Source organism: Stenotrophomonas sp. YJH_SMC_58 (assembly GCF_059369635.1).
Genome location: NZ_JCAFSW010000007.1, coordinates 220922 through 237134 on the forward strand (window position 1 = coordinate 220922; position 16213 = coordinate 237134).

Below are 16213 nucleotides of genomic sequence, written 5' to 3' on the forward strand. Positions count from 1 at the left end.
ATTACCTCCGGTCGGTCTGGGTGCGCAGTTGCTGCAGGGTGCTGCCAAGCACGGTGTTGCTGGCCTGCAGCGGAAGCTCGCGCAAGGCCTTCAGTTCAGCACGTTGCGCGCGCAGGGCCGGTGAATCCGGCCAGCGCCGCTGTGCCCAGTGCTCCACGCGTTCCAGTGCGGTATCGCGGCCCGTGCGGTCGCCGCGTTCGATCGCGGCGCGCGCCAGGGTCAGTTCCAGCTGCAGGGCGTCGTCGGCATTGCGACGTTCGGCGGCGGTCAGCGGGCCATTCTGGCGGCTCGGGGTGATGTCCACGAACGGGGCCAGCGTCGATTGCCACCACGGTTTTGCGGTGTCGGTCGCAGCGTTGCCGGTCACCTGCGACGGCAGCCCCTGCAGTGCCCTGGCCAGGGCGTCCAGCCGCTGCAGCGACTGCACGCGCGGGCCGGCGCCCAGCGCATCCAGTGCATCGCGCTCCTGCACCAATGCCTGGCGCAGGTTCAGGCCATCGCTGTCGGGCAGATCGGCCAGCGCGGTGGCGGCCTGTGCATACAGGCGGCGCGCGCCTTCCACGTCGTCGGCATAATTCAGCCGCTGCGCCGCCTGGGTCAGCAGCAGTTCGGCCTCATCGCGCTGTACCGCCTGGCGGCCCTGGTTGGCGCTGTCGGCCAGCTTGGCCAGGTTCTCTTCCAGCAGCGCACTGCGCTGCGAAAGGCCCAGCATCTCGTCGCGCAGCACGCGGTTGGTGGTCGCCGCATCCTGCAGCCGCTGGCTGGTCGCGCGCTGGTCGCGGCGCAGTGCATCCAGCGTCGCCTCCAGGCCCTGCAGCTGCACGGCCATGGTCTGTGCCTGCGCCTCCTGTTCGTGCTGTTGCTGCTGCCAGACGTACCAGCCGGCATAGCCGCCCACGCCAAGCACGACCACCCCGGCCAGCGGCAGCAGCCAGCGCACGGGTCGACGGGGCGGGGAAACGGGCGGAGTCTCGTTCATGGGGCTTCCTTGTCGGCAACGTCGCCGGTCAGGATCCGGCAGGCCGCGTTGTGCACAGCATCACTGTTGCCGACCACAGCGGCAAGCGTGACCCACGTCCCTGTTCAGGTCGCTGCCGGGACGGTGAGCGTGGCGTGTGCAGCGGCCACCAGCTGCGCAGCGGTGGGGCCGGCGCTGCGTGTGATGCGCTGCAGGCCGAGCGCCTGCGCCTGTTCGCCGAGGCGGTCACTGGCAACCACCACGCGGGCAGACGCCCGCAGGCGCTGCTGCCCGGCCGGCGGAAGCTGTTGCCAGAAATGCTGCAGCGCTTCGCCACTGCTCACGGCCAGTACCCACGGCTGTGCTGAATGCGCCAATCGCGCCAGCGTTCGCGGGGGCAGTCGCAGCAGGCGGCGCTGGTAGACATCGGCACGTTCGATCGTGGCGCCTGCGGCCTGCAGGTGTGCAGCAATCAGCCCGCGTCCGCCGGGCGCGGTGACCAGGCCGATGCGCAGGCCCCGCGCCTCGGCCAGCACCGGCAACGCCAGCAGGCCCTCGCTGTCCATCCGTTGCGGTGCATGCACCTCGCCGACGCCCTGCGCCCGCAGTGCGCGCGCGGTGCCTTCGCCCACGGTCAGCCACGGGCTGCGTTGCGCCTCGGCCAGTGGCAGCAGGGACGCGGCTGCGGCAACGGCGGCCGGGCTGGTGAACACCACCCGATCGCAGTTCAGCGCGCGTTGCAGCTGACGCACCACTGGCATGCCGTTCAAGCGCTGCAGGCGCCAGGGTGGCAGGGCCACCACATGCCCGCCCAGCCCAGCAACGGCGCGGCGCAGCGCGGAATTCTGGCCCTGCGGTCGCAGCGAAATGAAGGTCCAGCCCGGCTCGGAACCGGCGGCGCCAGTGGGTATCGTATGGTCGGCCATTGCCTGCATTATGCGGGCCCTTCGTTGTCGTGGTCTCTGCTCCGATGTCCGTTGATGCTCTGACTTCCTCGCTGGCCGCCCTGCAGGACGTGCTGGACTGCATGCCGGCGGTCCGCGCCATGCAGATCCAGCTCGACGGCTATGCCGATGGCGTGCTGCGCATCACCGCGCCGCTGGCCGCCAACGTCAACGACAAGGGCAACGCCTTCGGTGGCAGCCTGGCCTCGGTGCTGACCCTGTCCGGCTGGGCGCTGGTCAGCCTGCGCCTGCGCCTGGCCGGCCACGATGCCGAGGTCTACGTGGCCGACAGCAACCTGCGCTACCTGGCGCCGGTCTACGAAGACCTGCACGCCCACGCCGAAGCGGCCGAGGCCACCGGCTGGGACGCCTTCCTGAACACCTTCCGCCAGCGCCGCAAGGCCCGCATCAGCATCATCGCCACCCAGCCCGGTGCCGATGGCAAGCCTGCCGCAGAGTTCAGCGGTCGCTTTGTTGCCTTCGCCAAAGGGTAGGATGGCAGGCTGACGTTCTGGGGAAACCACCGATGCGCCGCCTCATCCAGTTCCTGATGTGTTCCCTGCTGCTGGTCAGCGCCGTGGCTTCGGCCGACGACCTGAGCCGCAAGCAGCGCAAGCTGCTGGAAGAGACCCAGATCGCCTACGGCGCCACCATCCGCTGGGGCAGCATGGACGATGCCATCGGCTATCTGGACCCCAAGCTGCGCAAGGAAAAGCCGCCTACCGAGTTCGAGCTCAACCGCTACGCGCAGCTGCGCGTGTCGTCTTACCGCGAGCGCAGCAGCGCGGCGCTGGAAGGCGGCCTGGTCGAGCGCCGGGTCGAAATCGGGGTGATCAACCAGAACACCCAGGCCGAACGCACCGTGATGGTGGTCGAGCGCTGGCGCTGGGATCCGGAGGCCAAGCGCTGGTGGCAGACCGCCGGCCTGCCGGACCTGTGGAAGGGGCAGTGACGGGCCGCGTCCGGCTTGTGCGACAATCGGCGCCCGCTTAATCGACCCGTGACCTGAGTGAATTACGAAGAGTTGCTGGCCTTTGCAGGCCGAAACCCGATGCTGTCCGCGGCCCTGGTCGGCCTGACCGTGGCCATCATCGTCACCGAGATCCGCCGCCTGTTCCGGGGCTTCAAGGGCATCAAGCCCGCCGAACTGACCCAGCTGATGAACGCGGGCGGCACGGTGGTGGTCGACCTGTCGGCCAGCGGTGACTTCGAGAAGGGCCACATTGCCGGCAGCCGCAACGCCCAGGCCAGTGCCTTCGGCCCGGACCACAAGCTGGTGGCCAACGCCAAGCAGTCGCCGGTGGTGCTGGTGTGCCGCAGCGGCAACGCCTCGGAAACCGCCGCCAAGGCGCTGAAGAAGGCCGGCTTCGAGAAGGTCTACGTGCTCGACGGCGGCATTCCCGCCTGGCAGCAGGCCGAACTGCCGCTGGTCAAGGGCCGCAACTGATTGCCGCGGGTGGCGGATCCGGCCTTGTATGGGCCTGATCCCGCCCCCATCGCAGTAATTCGACCATCGTTTTCATTGCATTCATTGGAGTTACTGGAAATGTCCGAAGAGATCACCAACGGCGCTGCTGCGCCGGTCGATGCCGCCACCGGCCCCGCTTTCACCGTCGAGAAGATCTACGTCAAGGACGTCTCCTTCGAGTCGCCGAACGCCCCGACCATCTTCAATGACCAGGTGCAGCCGGAGCTGCAGCTGAACCTGAACCAGCAGGTGCAGCGCCTGGGTGAGAACGCCTTCGAAGTCGTGCTGGCCGTGACCCTGACCTGCCAGGCCGGTGAGCGCACCGCCTACGTGGCCGAAGTGAAGCAGGCCGGCGTGTTCGGCCTGGTCGGCCTGGACCCGCAGTCGATCGACGTGCTGCTCGGCACCCAGTGCCCGAATATCCTGTTCCCGTACGTGCGCCAGCTGATCAGCGACCTGATCCAGGCCGGCGGCTTCCCGCCGTTCTTCCTGCAGCCGATCAACTTCGAAGGCCTGTACGCAGAAACCCTGCGCCAGCGCCAGGAGCAGGGCGACGCACCGTCGCTGGCTGACTCCGAGCCGGCTGGCAACGCCTGATTCCTGCCGCGACGTCACGGATGAGCACTACCGCTGACAAGATCGCCGTGCTTGGCGCCGGTTCCTGGGGAACCGCGCTGGCCAGCCTGCTCGCACGGCACGGTCATCCGACCGTGCTGTGGGGGCGCGATGCTGCCGTGGTCGAAGCCATCGACCAGCGCCACGAGAACCCGCGTTACCTGCCGGGCATCCCGCTGCCGGACAGCCTGCGTGCCACCACCGACCTGGCGTCGGCGGTGGAGGGCGCGGCCTGGATCCTGGTGGTGACCCCCTCGCATGCCTTCGGCGAAACCGTGCGTGCGCTGGCGCCGCTGCGTCCTGCCGGTGCCGGCGTGGCCTGGGCCACCAAGGGCTTCGAACCCGGTTCGGGCCGCTTCCTGCATGAAGTGGCGCGCGAAGTGCTGGGTGAGGACGTGCCGCTGGCCGTTGTCACCGGGCCGTCGTTCGCCAAGGAAGTGACCCAGGGCCTGCCGACCGCGATCACCGTGCACGGCGACGTGCCCGAGTTCGCGCAGATGGTGGCCGAGGCGATGCATGGCCCGGCGTTCCGCGCCTACACCGGCGACGACATGGTTGGTGCCGAGCTGGGCGGCGCGATGAAGAACGTGCTGGCCGTGGCCACCGGCGTGGCCGATGGCATGCAGCTGGGCCTCAACGCCCGTGCCGGCCTGATCACCCGTGGCCTCAACGAGATGCTGCGCCTGGCCGCTGCCATCGGTGCCAAGCCGGAAACGCTGATGGGCCTGGCGGGCCTGGGCGATCTGGTGCTGACCTGCACCGGCGACCTGTCGCGCAACCGCCGCCTGGGCCTGGCCCTGGGCCGTGGCCAGACGCTGCAGGATGCCGTGCGCGAAATCGGCCAGGTGGTCGAGTCGGTGCAGACCGCCGACGAAGTGATGCGACAGGCGCGCCGCCATGGCATCGACCTGCCGATCTCCGACCGCGTGCGTGCCGTGCTGCATGGCGAGCAGACGCCGGAAGAAGGCCTGCGCGCATTGCTGGCGCGGGAACAGAAACCGGAATACCCGGACACGCTGTTCAAGTGAATCGAAAAACCCCGGCTACATGCCGGGGTTTTTTTTGTGCGCGCCCCATCCACGCATGGCGTGGATCTACGACGGACCCCGCTTCTGGTAGCTGCCAACCTTGGTTGGCAACCAGCGGCAGCAATCACCGCGCTCGTGGCGGCGCGCTGGTGTTGTCCATGTCCGAAAAGATCAGCCACGGCCCATCGCCCACGCGCTTCAACGTGAGCGTGAACTTGCCGGTATCGCCCACGTTGTTGCCGTAGCTGTACGCACCGACGATGTAGCCCGTGTTGCCCTCCATCGAATACGCCAGCGCACGCAGCCGCAACGGGCTGCCGCCCTGGCCGGCATACGCGGCCTCGATCGCACTGCGGCCGCGCACCGGCGGCTGGTTGCTCTGCAGCACAAAGCCATCCTCGGCGAACAGCGCACCCAATGCCTTGACATCACCCGTGCGCCACGCCTGCTCGTAGTCGCGCAGTACACGGTCCAGTGGTGCGGGCAGCGCGATATCGGGAAGCGGCTGTGCGGGCTTCGCGCCTTCTGCATCGTGGGCAGTTGCCGGCGATGCCATCAGCAGGGCACTGCAGAAGATCATGGCGAGTCGTGTGCGGCGCATGCGTCCAGGCTCTGGCGATGACGGGAAGGCTTCAGACGCATCCTAGCGCGCCGCTGGTTAGAATCACGCGGCCGCCGATTCGGCGGACGCAGCGCAGATCAGACAAGGACACGGAATGAAGATGCGAATCACAGGGATGGCGATGATGGCCGCGCTGCTGGCAGCCTGCGGACAGGCACCGGAAAAGACTGGCGAGACTGCACCTGCTGTGGCGCCAGCGCCGACCGCCGAAGCACCGGCCGCCGCGGCGGCGGTGGTCGAGAAGGAACCGTCCGCCGAAGACGGTGTGGACCCCTCGGTGTGGGACAACGAAGGCGAACCGGAAGACCCGAGCGCCGGCGGGGAACTCACCTGCGCGGACAACCCGCTGGCGACGCATTTCTTCACCCTGGTGGGCGGCAATACCGTGGACGACTGCGGCCGCAAGGATCCGAAGGTGCTGGCCGCGTTCAACGCCCTGATGAAGAACACGGCCGCAGCCGAATCCGCTGACAAGGAGATTCCATCGCTGCGCGAACGCCTGTTGAGCGGGCCCAGCGGTCCTGGCGAACTGGTAGTGCTGCAGGGTGAGCCGTGGTGGTTCTACACCGCCTGCCAGGCCCACGACTGCCCCGGCACGGCGTTGGCGATGCTGTATTCGCCCGATCAGTCGAAGATGGTTGGCCGTCTTACCGCGCGCTGCCGTGTATGGTGGCTGGGCGAGCCGACGGCGGAACAACGTGCGCAGATCGAACAGCGCCAGCCACTGCAGGATGCCGCGTTGAAGGAGGACAGCGCACTCTGCGAGTGATGTGGCGCGCGCCGCAGCGCCGGGCCGTGCCCGGCGTTGCAGTGAGCGTTGTTCCCCGTATCACCCTTCCGGCCGCATGCGTGCGCTGACCTGTGCTGTCAGCGACAGACTGACCATCATCAGGCCCTCCATCAACCGGTCGCCCACGTACTCCTCGTCGGGTCCGTTCTGGCGCACGCGCTCGGCAGCCAGCAGCATTTCCAGCGCCACGCGCAGGCCGGTCAATGCGCAGTCCGCGTCGGCCAAGGCCATGCGGCGGCCGGGCATCTGATGACGTTCCGGCCAGGGCTGGCCGTCGGCGGCGGCGCCCTTGCCGATGCGGTCGAGCGTGGCGATGAAACCGTGCGGATCGTGCGGGTGCAGTGCTTCCGAGGGCGCGTCCGCGTTGGCGGGCACGGACTGCGCGCGCAGGCGGGAGGATTCGTGTGTGCTCATGGCAAGGGCTCCGTGCAGGACAGACGGTAACCGCCACATAGAGGTGGCGGGCGGAGACGTGGCTCGAAAACCGGGAGATCACGAACGAGACCGGCAGGCGCAAGGCCTCCACGTTCCGCCCGCCATAGCCGGCAGACGGAATGCCAGCCGGCGCCACGCGGGGTGACGCCGGCTGGCAAGCGCAAACAACGTTCGTGATCTAACGGGTTTTCGAGGCCCGGCCACCCATTTTCCGGCGGCCCACCATCTGTACCGCCGTCGCTGCGCAACGCCAATCAGAAGAGTTGCATTCAACGCTGGATCAAAGACGCTTCTGGCATTTTTGCATGCTGTTAAGCCGTCGCAGACGCAGGCGCCGCAACGTCCGTAGCGGCATGGGGAATATGCGACATGGGTCGAAGTTGATGACGTGGCGTACGGGCACTCCACCAGGCCGATGACGACAGTGCGGGGCGAAGAACGTAAATCGACTTCGGCGCACTCCGGTGTGTCAGTGCTCTTCGCGTCTCTCGTACCAGGCTTGAGTACGGTTCACGATCCGCACCACAGACAACATGACCGGCACCTCGATCAGTACACCCACCACCGTCGCCAGCGCAGCCCCCGAATGCACGCCGAACAGTCCCACCGCGGTGGCTACCGCCAGTTCGAAGAAATTGCTGGCACCAATCAACGCCGAAGGGCCGGCCACGCAATGCGCCACGCCCAGGCGACGATTGAGCAGGTAGGCCAGGCCGGAAGTGAAATAGACCTGGATCAGGATCGGCACTGCAATCAGTGCAATCACCAGCGGTTGCTTCACGATCTGCTGGCCCTGGAACCCGAACAGCAGCACCAGCGTGAGCAGCAGCGCAGACAGCGAGACGGGCCCAAGCTTGTGAAGCACCCGCTGCAATGCTGCCTCGCCACGACGCAACAGGATTCCGCGCCGCAGCAGGGCGGCCACCAGCACCGGCGCCACGATGTAGAGGCCCACCGACAACAGCAGCGTGTCCCACGGCACAGTGATCGCCGACAGGCCGAGCAACAGCGCAACCACCGGTGCGTATGCGACCACCATGATCGCGTCGTTCAAGGCCACCTGGCTCAGGGTGAAGTTGGCATCGCCGCGGCACAGGTTGCTCCAGACGAACACCATGGCAGTGCAGGGCGCCGCTGCCAGCAGGATCAGCCCGGCGATGTAGCTGTCGATCTGTGCTGCGGGCAGCCAGTCCGCGAAGGCATGGCGCAGGAACAGCCAGCCCAGCAGCGCCATCGAAAACGGCTTGACCGCCCAGTTGATGAACAGTGTTACCCCGATGCCCTTCCAGTGCTGCTGCAACTGGCGCATTGCGGTGAAGTCGACCTTCAGCAGCATCGGGATGATCATCAACCAGATCAGCGCGGCAACCGGCAGATTGACCTTGGCGATTTCGGCCGAAGCCAGCTCCGCGAAAACAGCGGGTAGGAAGTGGCCCAGCAGCGTGCCGACCGCAATACAAAGCCCGACCCAAAGCGTCAGGTAGCGCTCGAACAGATTCATGGGGGCAGTCACGGCATGTGATCAGTCGGCTGCAGCTGTCCGATCCGATCCAGCGTGTGCTGCAGCGCCTCGCGGTCGGACCACAATGATTCGGGCAAGGCGAGCAATGCACGCAGGCGCGCTTTCACGATGGCATGGGCCAGCGAGAACGCCGCGGCTTTGTCGGCATCGCTGCCCGCCACGGCCGCTGGATCGGGCAGGCCCCAGTGGCTGCGGATGAAGTCACCGAACACCACCGGGCAGGCCTCCGCTGCGGCTGAGTCGCATACGGTGATGACCAGATTCATGGGCGCTGCATCCACGAACTCATCCCATGATTTGCTGCGCAGCCCTTCAATGGGCATTCCTTCGGCATGCAGTTGTGCCAGCGCGAACGGATTGACCTGGCCGGTGGGCTGGCTGCCCGCACTGAATGCCGTGAAGCGATCGCCGCCCCAGGCGCGCAGGGTGGCTTCAGCCAGCACGCTGCGGGCGCTGTTGCCGGTACAGAGGAACAGGACATTGCGGGTCATGGAGCAATTGCCTTGAGTGGAGAGGATCTGTGTGGGGTCAGCCCTTGCAGGCGGGCGCCGTGGGCATGCATTGCTCGGTTGGCGAGCCCGCGCAGCAGTTGTGCGTCAGGTACTCGATCAAGCCGTTCATCGCATCGAAGTTGGCGCGGTAGCAGACATGGCGACCCTGGCTTTCGCTCTCCACCAGGCCGGCCTGCACCAGCTCCTTCAGGTGGAAGCTGAGCGTGGCTGGGGGCACCTGCAGGGCCGTGGCGATGTCGCCCGCCATGCGACCTGCCGGGCCAGCCTCCACCAGCAGGCGGAAGGCAGCCAGGCGGGTGGCATGGCCCAGGGCAGTCAGGGCAGCAATTGCATTCAACGTTTCCATATTTCTATAATAATCGAATGAATAAGCCCATCACAAGCCCCCATCTACCGAATCTGGTAGACGCCTCGCTGCCCCAGCCCGATCACCACCAGCTCGCCGCGGCAGATCCGAAACCGCCACGCATCCTCCTGCTCTACGGCTCGCTTCGGCCGCAGTCGTTCAGTCGCAAGCTGGCGCTGGAAGCCGAGCGATTGTTGCGTCACCTGGGGTGCGAGACCCGCGTGTTCGATCCGCATGCGCTGCCCATGCTGGACAGCGTGCACCCGCACCACCCTGAAGTGCAGCGACTGCGCGAATGGTCGCAGTGGTCGGAAGGCCAGGTCTGGGTCAGCCCCGAGCGGCATGGCACGGTCACCGGCGTGTTCAAGAACCAGATCGACTGGTTGCCGCTGGAAGATGGCAGCGTGCGGCCCACGCAGGGCAGGACGCTGGCGGTGATGCAGGTGAGTGGTGGCTCGCAGTCGTTCAACACCGTCAATACGCTACGCGTGCTCGGCCGTTGGATGCGCATGCTGACCATCCCCAACCAGTCGTCGGTGGCCAAGGCCTGGCAGGAATTCGATGACGACGGCCGGATGAAACCCTCGCCGTACTACGATCGGGTGGTGGATGTGATGGAAGAGCTGGTGAAGTTCACGCTGCTGACGCGTGGCAGGACGGACTACCTGGTGGACCGTTACAGCGAGAGGAAGGGCGACACGCATACCGCTGCATTGGCGCGGGCGGCGGGCGCTGCGGCTTCCTGACTTCCGGTACGCGAACGCTTTCCACTACCCGCTTCTACTTGCTTGCGCGCCGCGCGCCTTTCTCGTCTTCGTCCTTTGCATCGCCACGGCTCTGCGCGAACTCCGGGAACGTCTTCGCGATCGAATCCTTGTCCGGCAGGATGTAGAACACACCGCCCTTCTCGAACGTGGACTGCACGATCTGCTCGTAGAACGCGGGCGAGACGTTGATGCAGCCGTGGGTGACGCGGTTGTCGTCCGGCGTCGGCGTTGCCAGCCGTTGGGCGCGTTTCTCTTTCGGGGTGCCTGGCGGCAGCGGGTGCATCGAGACGGCGGAATCGTAGTCCACCCACAGCACGCGCCCGGCATCGTCGGAGGGGCCGTAGCCACCAATGAAACGGCCGGCAGGGGTGGTGCGGTCATGGCCGGGAATCGCGCTCAGTGCGAGCTTGGCAACACCAGGGGCCGAGTGATCACCGATGGCCGAACCGAACAACGCCGGTGCCGCGCCGCGCAGCTTACCGTCGCCGCCGAAGATCAGGACCTGCGCGGCGGCCTTGTCCATGATTGCGAACGGGTAGCCGTGGTTGTCCTTGCTGGCAACCACCCAGCCGGCCAGCCCGATCACTGTTTCGGACACGCTCTGGTCGGGCGGAAGTTCATCAACGGCAGCAATTCGCTGTTCAGGCGCTTCCTTGTCCTTGCCCTTGGCGCTGGCTGCGCCGCTGCACGCAACGGCCAGTGCCATCGCCAGTGCGGCATGGAGGACGCGGCGTGCAGGAGAGGAGGAGGTACGAATGGGACGGCTCCTTGCAATGCAATCCTGGGTGGAAGGACGCCAGTGGCCGGCGAAGGCCACTGGTTCCCGATACAGAGGTGGATCAATTCAAAGGATGAGGGAGCTATCAGCCGCGCGGCTTGCGACCGGCCGGTGCCCTTTCAAGCTGCTGTACGCGGCCTTCGATCTGGTCCAGACGCTGGTTGGCCTGCTGCGCCGACTGGTTGGCGGACTCGGCACTCTGGGCAGCGCCCTGCACCTTTACGTCGAGCTGATCGAGGCGCGAGTTGATGGTTGCGAACTCGTCCTTGTAGGTGGCGCAAGCGCCGAGGCTTACGGTGGCCACGATGGCGACGGTGATGGCGCGTGCTGCGTTGATGTGCTGCTTGGTCAGTTTCATTTCCAACTCCCTCCTTCGTCTGGGGAAGCTGGAATATAGCGGCGTTTGTTCCCGGCGCTAGCCCGTGCTTTCAGCTGGAATTTGAGTACGTGGATGGGCTGTGAAGGCCTGTAGATCAACAAACCTTAACAAGCGGGATCAAGCGAACTGATCTGCATCGGCGGAGCGCCTTGTGTCTGTTAAACGTTACCCATTCACCTGCATGAAGCCGGCATCACGGCATGCGCGCCTGCGTGCTTCCGCCTGCTCCGCACGCAGGTTGCCATCCACTTGCTTCCAGCAGCGCTGCAGCGTTCCCAGGCTGGACATCCAGCAGTTCGGCGACGCCGCTGCGCGTGTCGACCGCGCGCGCAACATAGGCATGGGCGATGCGATAGCCGATCCAGTAGCCGAGATCTCCGCGGCGCGCATCGTCGCCGGGACCGTTGTACAGCCACCCCGAAAGATCGGTACCCATGCTGTCCTGCAGGAACGCGCGCTCCAGCGCACACTCGCGACCCTGCGTCCAACGCTGCAGATGCGCGTTGGCCGGTTGCCCGGAGATCCGTTCGGCCACGTATTCGGCGCCCCCTTCCAGCAGCGTCTGATAGAGCAGGGTGGGCTGCTCGACGTCCACGCGTGCACCGGGCTGTTGCACGTGCACATACTCATGCGCGATCAGATGCACGAAGCGGTCACCTACATCGGCCTGCATCCAGTCGGCGTTGCACAGTGCTTCCAGTCCGACGACCACACCTGCTTCGGTAGTCACGCCACCACTGTTGCCGCGGCCCACCAGTACGGTGACCGGAGGAAAGCGCGCAGACGGCAACAGGGCGCCAAGTCGATCGACAGCAGCGGCGACGCGCGTGCGGATCGATGGCAATGCGGTCGCGCAGGTTCTCGCTTTCGCAAACAATGCCGGCTTGTCCTGGATGGCCCTGGCCAGCCGCTCCATCGAGCCGATACGGCGGTCGGTGAAGCTGCGCAGGGCATCCGTACCCGCATCCAGATAGCCGTGTTGCAGATCATCGGCGCTTGGGCGCCCTTGGTTGGCGTCCAGCACTTTGAAGAAGCGCGTGACATCGTCTGTCTGTACGACGATGTGCCTGGCAGAAACGATGCGCTCAGCGGCCTGTGCCTGCAGTAGCACAACCGGCGAGGCGATCAGGATCAGAGCCCGCATCAAGCACCGAGCGTGGTGCGCGCAAGAAGCCGACAGCGGTCCCATGCGGAGTTCCCTGAACGCCAGCCTTATTTATACACCAGTCAGTTCAATATTCAGGGTTGATTAGACCCCCTAACGGATAATTCACACCTGTCGACCGCCTCTTCTCTCTCCCCCTCCCGGGAGGCGGCCGACGAAACCAAAATAATTAAAGGTGTGTCCCGATGAACAAGAATTCGCTGCTCGCCCTGGGTCTTCTGGCTGCTCTGCCGTTCGCTGCATCGGCAACCGATGGCCTGTCGTACAACTACGTTGAAGGCGGCTACGTGAACACCGATGCCAAGGGCGGCGACGCCGACGGCTGGAAGGTGAAGGGTTCCGTGGCGGTGCACCCGAACTTCCACATCTTCGGCGACTACAGCGCGCAGGAGACCGACAAGTTCAAGAATGACGTCGACCAGTGGCGCATCGGCGCCGGCTACAACTACGGCATCGCACCGAACACCGACCTGGTGGCTCGCGTTGCGTACCAGAAGTTCGACATGAAGCATGGCCTGGACTTCAACGGCTACTCGACCGAAGTTGGCGTGCGCACCGCGTTCAACCCGTACGTGGAAGGCTACGTGATGGCCGGCTACGAGGACTACACCAAGAAGCACGGCATCAACCCGGACGGCGAGTTCTATGGCCGTGTCGGCGCCACCGCCAAGTTCAACCAGAACTGGGGCCTGAGTGGCGAAGTGAAGCTGGCCAAGGCCGGCGACCGCGAGTGGTTCGTGGGCCCGCGCTTCACCTGGTAACAAACGCCTGTCGTTAGTGCGTGTTGTGCTGGCGTGTGATTCTCTCTCTCTCCCACACGCCAACCGAAGCCCGGCCTCGCGCCGGGCTTCACTTTTATGGGCCCCGTGGCGCCACAATGCGGCATGGGCGACCCTTCCTCTCTTGCAGGCACCGGCACGACCTACCAGGAGCATCTGGCGCCTGCGCCGCTGCGCGGCCACTTTGGCCAGCTGTGGCAGAGCCAGCTTCCTGCCGATGCCGATGGGCACATCACCGTATTGCCCGATGGCTGCGTGGATATCCTCTGGCGCGACGGTGCGCTGTTCGTCGTCGGCCCGGACCGCGTGGCCGCGCACCCGGCGCTGGCACCCGGTGCGCAGGTGCTGGGCGCACGCTTCCGTCCCGGCCAGGCATTGGCCGCGCTGGGCCTGCCCTTGGCCGCGATCATCGGCCAGGCCGTGCCACTGGCCGACCTGAAGGGCGCGTGGGTGAACAAGGCGGCGGCCTCCATCGGCGACACCGCGCCTGCACAGCGCCTGCAGCGAATGGCGCACTGCCTGCAACAGCACATGGGTGCGGCCGCGCTCGATACGCCGGCGCAGCGCGCCCATGTCCTGTTCCAGGCGCTCGCCGCGGGTAATGCCACGCTGGATACGCTGGCGGCGCACCTGGGCCTGAGCCCGCGCAGCTTGCGGCGTTTCAGCCAGTCGCAGTTCGGCTACGGCGCCAAGACGCTGGAGCGGATCCTGCGGCTGCAACGTTTCCTGCGCCAGAGTCGCGCGCTGCCACTGCATTCGTTGGCGATGCTGGCCGCTGATGCCGGCTATGCCGACCAGGCCCATCTCAGCCGCGAGGCGCGTGAACTGGCGGGCATGACCGCCAGCGAGCTGCGCCTGGAGTGGGGACAATGATGGCCGTTTTGTTCAAGACCACTGTGCTGCATTGATCGATGCTGGGCTCCCACCACGGAGCCTCGCCATGAATCCTGCCGCGCCCCACGATGCCGAACGCCGCATCGACAACATCGAATTCAACGTCGCCGACATTGACCGTAGCAAGCGCTTCTACGGCGAGGTGTTCGGCTGGCGCTTCACGGACTACGGCACGGCCTACACCGAGTTCGACGACGGCCGTCTGAAAGGTGGCTTCGTGGCCGACGCGGCGGTGCGTGCCCACGGGGGGCCGCTGGTGATCCTCTACTGCGCGGACCTGGCCGATGCACAGCAACGCGTGATCGCCGCCGGTGGCGAGGTGGTGCAGGCGGTGTTCGCCTTCCCGGGTGGTCGCCGCTTCCACTTCCGCGATCTGGATGGCTACGAACTGGCGGTCTGGAGTGATGTGGATTGAGGCCTTCGTACCTTCGCCGGTGGACGGAACGAGAACCGCTCCGTCCCCGGTCAGGCGGTTCCGCTATGATCGCCCGCACATCGCCACACGCGATGCGCCCGCCTCAAGCCAGCAGGAACCGCCGTGAACTCCCAGCCCGCACCGATCACCGCCGTCAACCACACGCTCGACAACGAGCCGCAGCAGATCACCGCGCCACTGACCCATTCGGCGGCGTTCCTGGTGCTGAAGGTGAAGGATGACGAGGCGTCGATCGCCAAGGCACGCGAGGTGCTGGCCAGCACCGACGACCTGATCAAGAACACCGCCATCCGCGAGATCGAACGCACCTTCACCTGCAACGTGGCCATCGGCCACCGCGTGTGGCAGCCGCTGGTGGGCACCACGCCGCCGCGCGAGCTGCAGCCGTTCCGCGAGATCAAGGGCGCGACCCATACCGCTGTGTCCACGCCGGGCGACCTGCTGTACCACATCCGTGCACGTACCATGGACCTGATCGTGGCGTTCGAGCGCAACCTGCTGATGGCCTTTGGCGATGCGGTGGAGACGGTCGATGACGTGGCCGGCTTCCGCTATTTCGATGGCCGCGACCTGCTCGATTTCGTTGACGGCACCGCCAACCCGGAAGGGCTGTCGCTGCCGGAAGCCACCATCGTGGGCGAGGAAGACCCGGAGCATGCCGGCGGCAGTTACGTGGTGGTGCAGAAGTACCTGCACAATCTTGATGCCTGGCGCGCGCAGAAGACCGAAGCGCAGGAAGCGATCATCGGCCGCACCAAGCACGACAACATCGAGCTGGACGATGCGCCGGCCGATGCGCAGAAGTCGCACAAGACGCTGTGCACCATCGAGGATGCCGACGGCGAGCACGAGATCCTGCGCGACAACATGCCGTTCGCCAACCCGGGTCGCGGCGAGTACGGCACCTACTTCATCGGCTACACGCGCCGCCTGTGGGTGATCGAGAAGATGCTCGAGCGCATGTTCATCGGCAATCCCGCACCGCTGCATGACCGCATCCTTGATTTCTCCACCGCCACCACCGGCGTGACCTTCTTCGCGCCCTCGCGCAAGGTGCTGGCCGACCTGGGCGACTGATCACGGCTCTCGTCCTTGCGCATGCTACTGGCCGCTCTGTTCCAGTAGATCCACGCCATGCATGGCGTGGCTCTACTGTGCCGCCATCTGCCTGTCATCTACCGCGCCGACCATCAGCGGTTGGATGGGAGCGCAGGGGCGGGCGATGGCGATGGCAAGGAACACAACCGGTGCACGCCGCTGGTGGCGGCCACTGGCCGCGTTGTTCGGCGCGTTGGCACTGGGGAGTGCCAGCGTTTCCGCGCAGGAAGCCCCTGCACACTGGATGGCCTATGCCGCCGCCGTGGGGGGGGCAGCTGCAGCAGCGCCTGCAGCAGGAGCAGGATCCGCAGGCGCAGCGTGTGCTGGAATGGCTGCAGGCACATCCGGATGCGCCGACGCCGTTGCCGGTGAGCGTGTGGATCGCGGCGGATGGCCGCATTTCGAAGCTGGAATTCGACAGCCTGGGTGATGCCCAGGTCGACGCCGACCTGCGCGCGACCCTGCAGAGTGCATCCCTGCAGGCCGCGCCACCGGCCGACATGCGCCAGCCGCTGCGGCTGGGTTTGGTGCTGACCCAGTAGCAACTGTCTTGTCAGGGGCAGCCGAGGGCCACCTCGGCGTCTCGCTTACGGGCGTTGAGGATCACCAGCATTTTGCGCATGACCGCCACGAGCGCCACCTTGCTCGCTTTGCCCTTGGCCTTCAGGCCAGCGTAA

21 protein-coding genes and 2 pseudogenes are annotated in these 16213 nt (G+C 66.2%); 12 read left to right on the forward strand and 11 right to left on the reverse strand.

The window, feature by feature from the left end; all coding sequences use genetic code 11:
- Window position 1: 1 nt before the first annotated feature.
- On the reverse strand, window positions 2–979 hold the full coding sequence (locus AC5P68_RS11625; RefSeq protein ID WP_012478740.1) for a uroporphyrinogen-III C-methyltransferase: 978 nt from the start codon (window positions 977–979) through the stop codon (window positions 2–4).
- Between the two features lie 104 nt (window positions 980–1083).
- The gene (locus tag AC5P68_RS11630) at window positions 1084–1893 is read right to left on the reverse strand and encodes a uroporphyrinogen-III synthase (RefSeq protein ID WP_049402855.1); all 810 of its coding nucleotides are present in this window, start codon (window positions 1891–1893) and stop codon (window positions 1084–1086) included.
- Between the two features lie 35 nt (window positions 1894–1928).
- Here AC5P68_RS11630 and AC5P68_RS11635 point away from each other — a divergent pair, with 35 nt between their 5' ends.
- The 5 genes from AC5P68_RS11635 to AC5P68_RS11655 all read left to right on the forward strand — a co-directional run bounded on the left by AC5P68_RS11635 (window position 1929) and on the right by AC5P68_RS11655 (window position 5013).
- Complete coding sequence (locus AC5P68_RS11635) at window positions 1929–2396, forward strand: YiiD C-terminal domain-containing protein (protein WP_005407593.1); 468 nt, start codon at window positions 1929–1931, stop codon at window positions 2394–2396.
- A 32-nt stretch (window positions 2397–2428) separates the two neighbouring features.
- Entirely contained in the window at window positions 2429–2854 is a 426-nt protein-coding gene (locus tag AC5P68_RS11640; RefSeq protein WP_005407594.1) for a hypothetical protein, read from the forward strand.
- A 57-nt stretch (window positions 2855–2911) separates the two neighbouring features.
- Window positions 2912–3349, forward strand: a complete 438-nt coding sequence (locus tag AC5P68_RS11645) for a rhodanese-like domain-containing protein (RefSeq protein ID WP_005411869.1) — start codon at window positions 2912–2914, stop codon at window positions 3347–3349.
- Window positions 3350–3448: 99 nt separating this feature from the next.
- The gene (gene secB / locus AC5P68_RS11650) at window positions 3449–3967 is read left to right on the forward strand and encodes a protein-export chaperone SecB (RefSeq protein ID WP_005407596.1); all 519 of its coding nucleotides are present in this window, start codon (window positions 3449–3451) and stop codon (window positions 3965–3967) included.
- A gap of 20 nt (window positions 3968–3987) precedes the next feature.
- Entirely contained in the window at window positions 3988–5013 is a 1026-nt protein-coding gene (locus AC5P68_RS11655) for an NAD(P)H-dependent glycerol-3-phosphate dehydrogenase (RefSeq protein WP_012478742.1), read from the forward strand.
- A 124-nt stretch (window positions 5014–5137) separates the two neighbouring features.
- On the opposite strand, the gene AC5P68_RS11660 is transcribed toward AC5P68_RS11655, so the two are convergent.
- Complete coding sequence (locus AC5P68_RS11660) at window positions 5138–5593, reverse strand: YybH family protein (RefSeq protein ID WP_049402854.1); 456 nt, start codon at window positions 5591–5593, stop codon at window positions 5138–5140.
- Window positions 5594–5729: 136 nt separating this feature from the next.
- Between AC5P68_RS11660 and AC5P68_RS11665 the strand changes: the two genes are divergently transcribed.
- Window positions 5730–6404 carry an Ivy family c-type lysozyme inhibitor gene (locus AC5P68_RS11665; RefSeq protein WP_111109052.1) on the forward strand — a complete coding sequence of 225 codons (675 nt, stop codon included), beginning with the start codon at window positions 5730–5732 and terminating at the stop codon, window positions 6402–6404.
- 60 nt (window positions 6405–6464) lie between these two features.
- Here AC5P68_RS11665 and AC5P68_RS11670 read toward each other — a convergent pair whose 3' ends face one another.
- The 4 genes from AC5P68_RS11670 to AC5P68_RS11685 form a co-directional block, all read right to left on the reverse strand.
- Window positions 6465–6839, reverse strand: a complete 375-nt coding sequence (locus tag AC5P68_RS11670; RefSeq protein ID WP_414497742.1) for a hypothetical protein — start codon at window positions 6837–6839, stop codon at window positions 6465–6467.
- 490 nt (window positions 6840–7329) lie between these two features.
- Window positions 7330–8361: an ACR3 family arsenite efflux transporter gene (gene arsB, locus AC5P68_RS11675; RefSeq protein ID WP_033834622.1), complete on the reverse strand. Its 1032-nt coding sequence runs from the start codon at window positions 8359–8361 to the stop codon at window positions 7330–7332.
- 8 nt (window positions 8362–8369) lie between these two features.
- On the reverse strand, window positions 8370–8873 hold the full coding sequence (locus AC5P68_RS11680; RefSeq protein ID WP_414497741.1) for an arsenate reductase ArsC: 504 nt from the start codon (window positions 8871–8873) through the stop codon (window positions 8370–8372).
- Window positions 8874–8910: 37 nt separating this feature from the next.
- Window positions 8911–9240, reverse strand: a complete 330-nt coding sequence (locus AC5P68_RS11685) for an ArsR/SmtB family transcription factor (protein ID WP_024957759.1) — start codon at window positions 9238–9240, stop codon at window positions 8911–8913.
- A gap of 17 nt (window positions 9241–9257) precedes the next feature.
- Here AC5P68_RS11685 and arsH point away from each other — a divergent pair, with 17 nt between their 5' ends.
- A complete protein-coding gene (arsH, locus tag AC5P68_RS11690; RefSeq protein ID WP_414497740.1) occupies window positions 9258–9986 on the forward strand; it encodes an arsenical resistance protein ArsH in 729 nt (242 codons plus the stop codon).
- 34 nt (window positions 9987–10020) lie between these two features.
- Here arsH and AC5P68_RS11695 read toward each other — a convergent pair whose 3' ends face one another.
- From AC5P68_RS11695 to AC5P68_RS11705, 3 genes are all read right to left on the reverse strand, one after another.
- The gene (locus tag AC5P68_RS11695) at window positions 10021–10713 is read right to left on the reverse strand and encodes a L,D-transpeptidase family protein (protein ID WP_495217014.1); all 693 of its coding nucleotides are present in this window, start codon (window positions 10711–10713) and stop codon (window positions 10021–10023) included.
- A 157-nt stretch (window positions 10714–10870) separates the two neighbouring features.
- Entirely contained in the window at window positions 10871–11143 is a 273-nt protein-coding gene (locus AC5P68_RS11700; protein WP_005407606.1) for a hypothetical protein, read from the reverse strand.
- 214 nt (window positions 11144–11357) lie between these two features.
- Entirely contained in the window at window positions 11358–12308 is a 951-nt protein-coding gene (locus tag AC5P68_RS11705; protein ID WP_414497737.1) for a DUF2268 domain-containing putative Zn-dependent protease, read from the reverse strand.
- A gap of 206 nt (window positions 12309–12514) precedes the next feature.
- Here AC5P68_RS11705 and AC5P68_RS11710 point away from each other — a divergent pair, with 206 nt between their 5' ends.
- From AC5P68_RS11710 to AC5P68_RS11730, 5 genes and pseudogenes are all read left to right on the forward strand, one after another.
- Window positions 12515–13090: an OmpO family porin gene (locus AC5P68_RS11710; protein ID WP_005411880.1), complete on the forward strand. Its 576-nt coding sequence runs from the start codon at window positions 12515–12517 to the stop codon at window positions 13088–13090.
- A 123-nt stretch (window positions 13091–13213) separates the two neighbouring features.
- Entirely contained in the window at window positions 13214–13981 is a 768-nt protein-coding gene (locus AC5P68_RS11715) for a helix-turn-helix transcriptional regulator (RefSeq protein WP_088435798.1), read from the forward strand.
- A gap of 67 nt (window positions 13982–14048) precedes the next feature.
- The gene (locus tag AC5P68_RS11720; RefSeq protein ID WP_033835099.1) at window positions 14049–14417 is read left to right on the forward strand and encodes a VOC family protein; all 369 of its coding nucleotides are present in this window, start codon (window positions 14049–14051) and stop codon (window positions 14415–14417) included.
- A 123-nt stretch (window positions 14418–14540) separates the two neighbouring features.
- Window positions 14541–15515 carry a Dyp-type peroxidase gene (locus AC5P68_RS11725; protein ID WP_012478755.1) on the forward strand — a complete coding sequence of 325 codons (975 nt, stop codon included), beginning with the start codon at window positions 14541–14543 and terminating at the stop codon, window positions 15513–15515.
- A gap of 145 nt (window positions 15516–15660) precedes the next feature.
- Window positions 15661–16078 (forward strand): annotated as a pseudogene (locus AC5P68_RS11730) (hypothetical protein).
- An 11-nt stretch (window positions 16079–16089) separates the two neighbouring features.
- Here AC5P68_RS11730 and AC5P68_RS11735 read toward each other — a convergent pair.
- A pseudogene (locus tag AC5P68_RS11735) lies at window positions 16090–16213 on the reverse strand (IS110 family transposase); the annotation flags it as partial.

What these genes read in the sequence shown, in the direction of transcription:
- AC5P68_RS11625 (WP_012478740.1), bottom strand. Translation starts at nt 979, where the DNA reads ATGAACGAGACTCCGCCCGTTTCCCCGCCCCGTCGACCCGTGCGCTGG.
- AC5P68_RS11630 (WP_049402855.1), bottom strand. Translation starts at nt 1,893, where the DNA reads ATGCAGGCAATGGCCGACCATACGATACCCACTGGCGCCGCCGGTTCC.
- AC5P68_RS11635 (WP_005407593.1), top strand. Translation starts at nt 1,929, where the DNA reads ATGTCCGTTGATGCTCTGACTTCCTCGCTGGCCGCCCTGCAGGACGTG.
- AC5P68_RS11640 (WP_005407594.1), top strand. Translation starts at nt 2,429, where the DNA reads ATGCGCCGCCTCATCCAGTTCCTGATGTGTTCCCTGCTGCTGGTCAGC.
- secB (WP_005407596.1), top strand. Translation starts at nt 3,449, where the DNA reads ATGTCCGAAGAGATCACCAACGGCGCTGCTGCGCCGGTCGATGCCGCC.
- AC5P68_RS11655 (WP_012478742.1), top strand. Translation starts at nt 3,988, where the DNA reads ATGAGCACTACCGCTGACAAGATCGCCGTGCTTGGCGCCGGTTCCTGG.
- AC5P68_RS11660 (WP_049402854.1), bottom strand. Translation starts at nt 5,593, where the DNA reads ATGATCTTCTGCAGTGCCCTGCTGATGGCATCGCCGGCAACTGCCCAC.
- AC5P68_RS11665 (WP_111109052.1), top strand. Translation starts at nt 5,730, where the DNA reads ATGAAGATGCGAATCACAGGGATGGCGATGATGGCCGCGCTGCTGGCA.
- AC5P68_RS11670 (WP_414497742.1), bottom strand. Translation starts at nt 6,839, where the DNA reads ATGAGCACACACGAATCCTCCCGCCTGCGCGCGCAGTCCGTGCCCGCC.
- arsB (WP_033834622.1), bottom strand. Translation starts at nt 8,361, where the DNA reads ATGAATCTGTTCGAGCGCTACCTGACGCTTTGGGTCGGGCTTTGTATT.
- AC5P68_RS11680 (WP_414497741.1), bottom strand. Translation starts at nt 8,873, where the DNA reads ATGACCCGCAATGTCCTGTTCCTCTGTACCGGCAACAGCGCCCGCAGC.
- AC5P68_RS11685 (WP_024957759.1), bottom strand. Translation starts at nt 9,240, where the DNA reads ATGGAAACGTTGAATGCAATTGCTGCCCTGACTGCCCTGGGCCATGCC.
- arsH (WP_414497740.1), top strand. Translation starts at nt 9,258, where the DNA reads ATGAATAAGCCCATCACAAGCCCCCATCTACCGAATCTGGTAGACGCC.
- AC5P68_RS11695 (WP_495217014.1), bottom strand. Translation starts at nt 10,713, where the DNA reads ATGGCACTGGCCGTTGCGTGCAGCGGCGCAGCCAGCGCCAAGGGCAAG.
- AC5P68_RS11700 (WP_005407606.1), bottom strand. Translation starts at nt 11,143, where the DNA reads ATGAAACTGACCAAGCAGCACATCAACGCAGCACGCGCCATCACCGTC.
- AC5P68_RS11705 (WP_414497737.1), bottom strand. Translation starts at nt 12,308, where the DNA reads ATGCGGGCTCTGATCCTGATCGCCTCGCCGGTTGTGCTACTGCAGGCA.
- AC5P68_RS11710 (WP_005411880.1), top strand. Translation starts at nt 12,515, where the DNA reads ATGAACAAGAATTCGCTGCTCGCCCTGGGTCTTCTGGCTGCTCTGCCG.
- AC5P68_RS11715 (WP_088435798.1), top strand. Translation starts at nt 13,214, where the DNA reads ATGGGCGACCCTTCCTCTCTTGCAGGCACCGGCACGACCTACCAGGAG.
- AC5P68_RS11720 (WP_033835099.1), top strand. Translation starts at nt 14,049, where the DNA reads ATGAATCCTGCCGCGCCCCACGATGCCGAACGCCGCATCGACAACATC.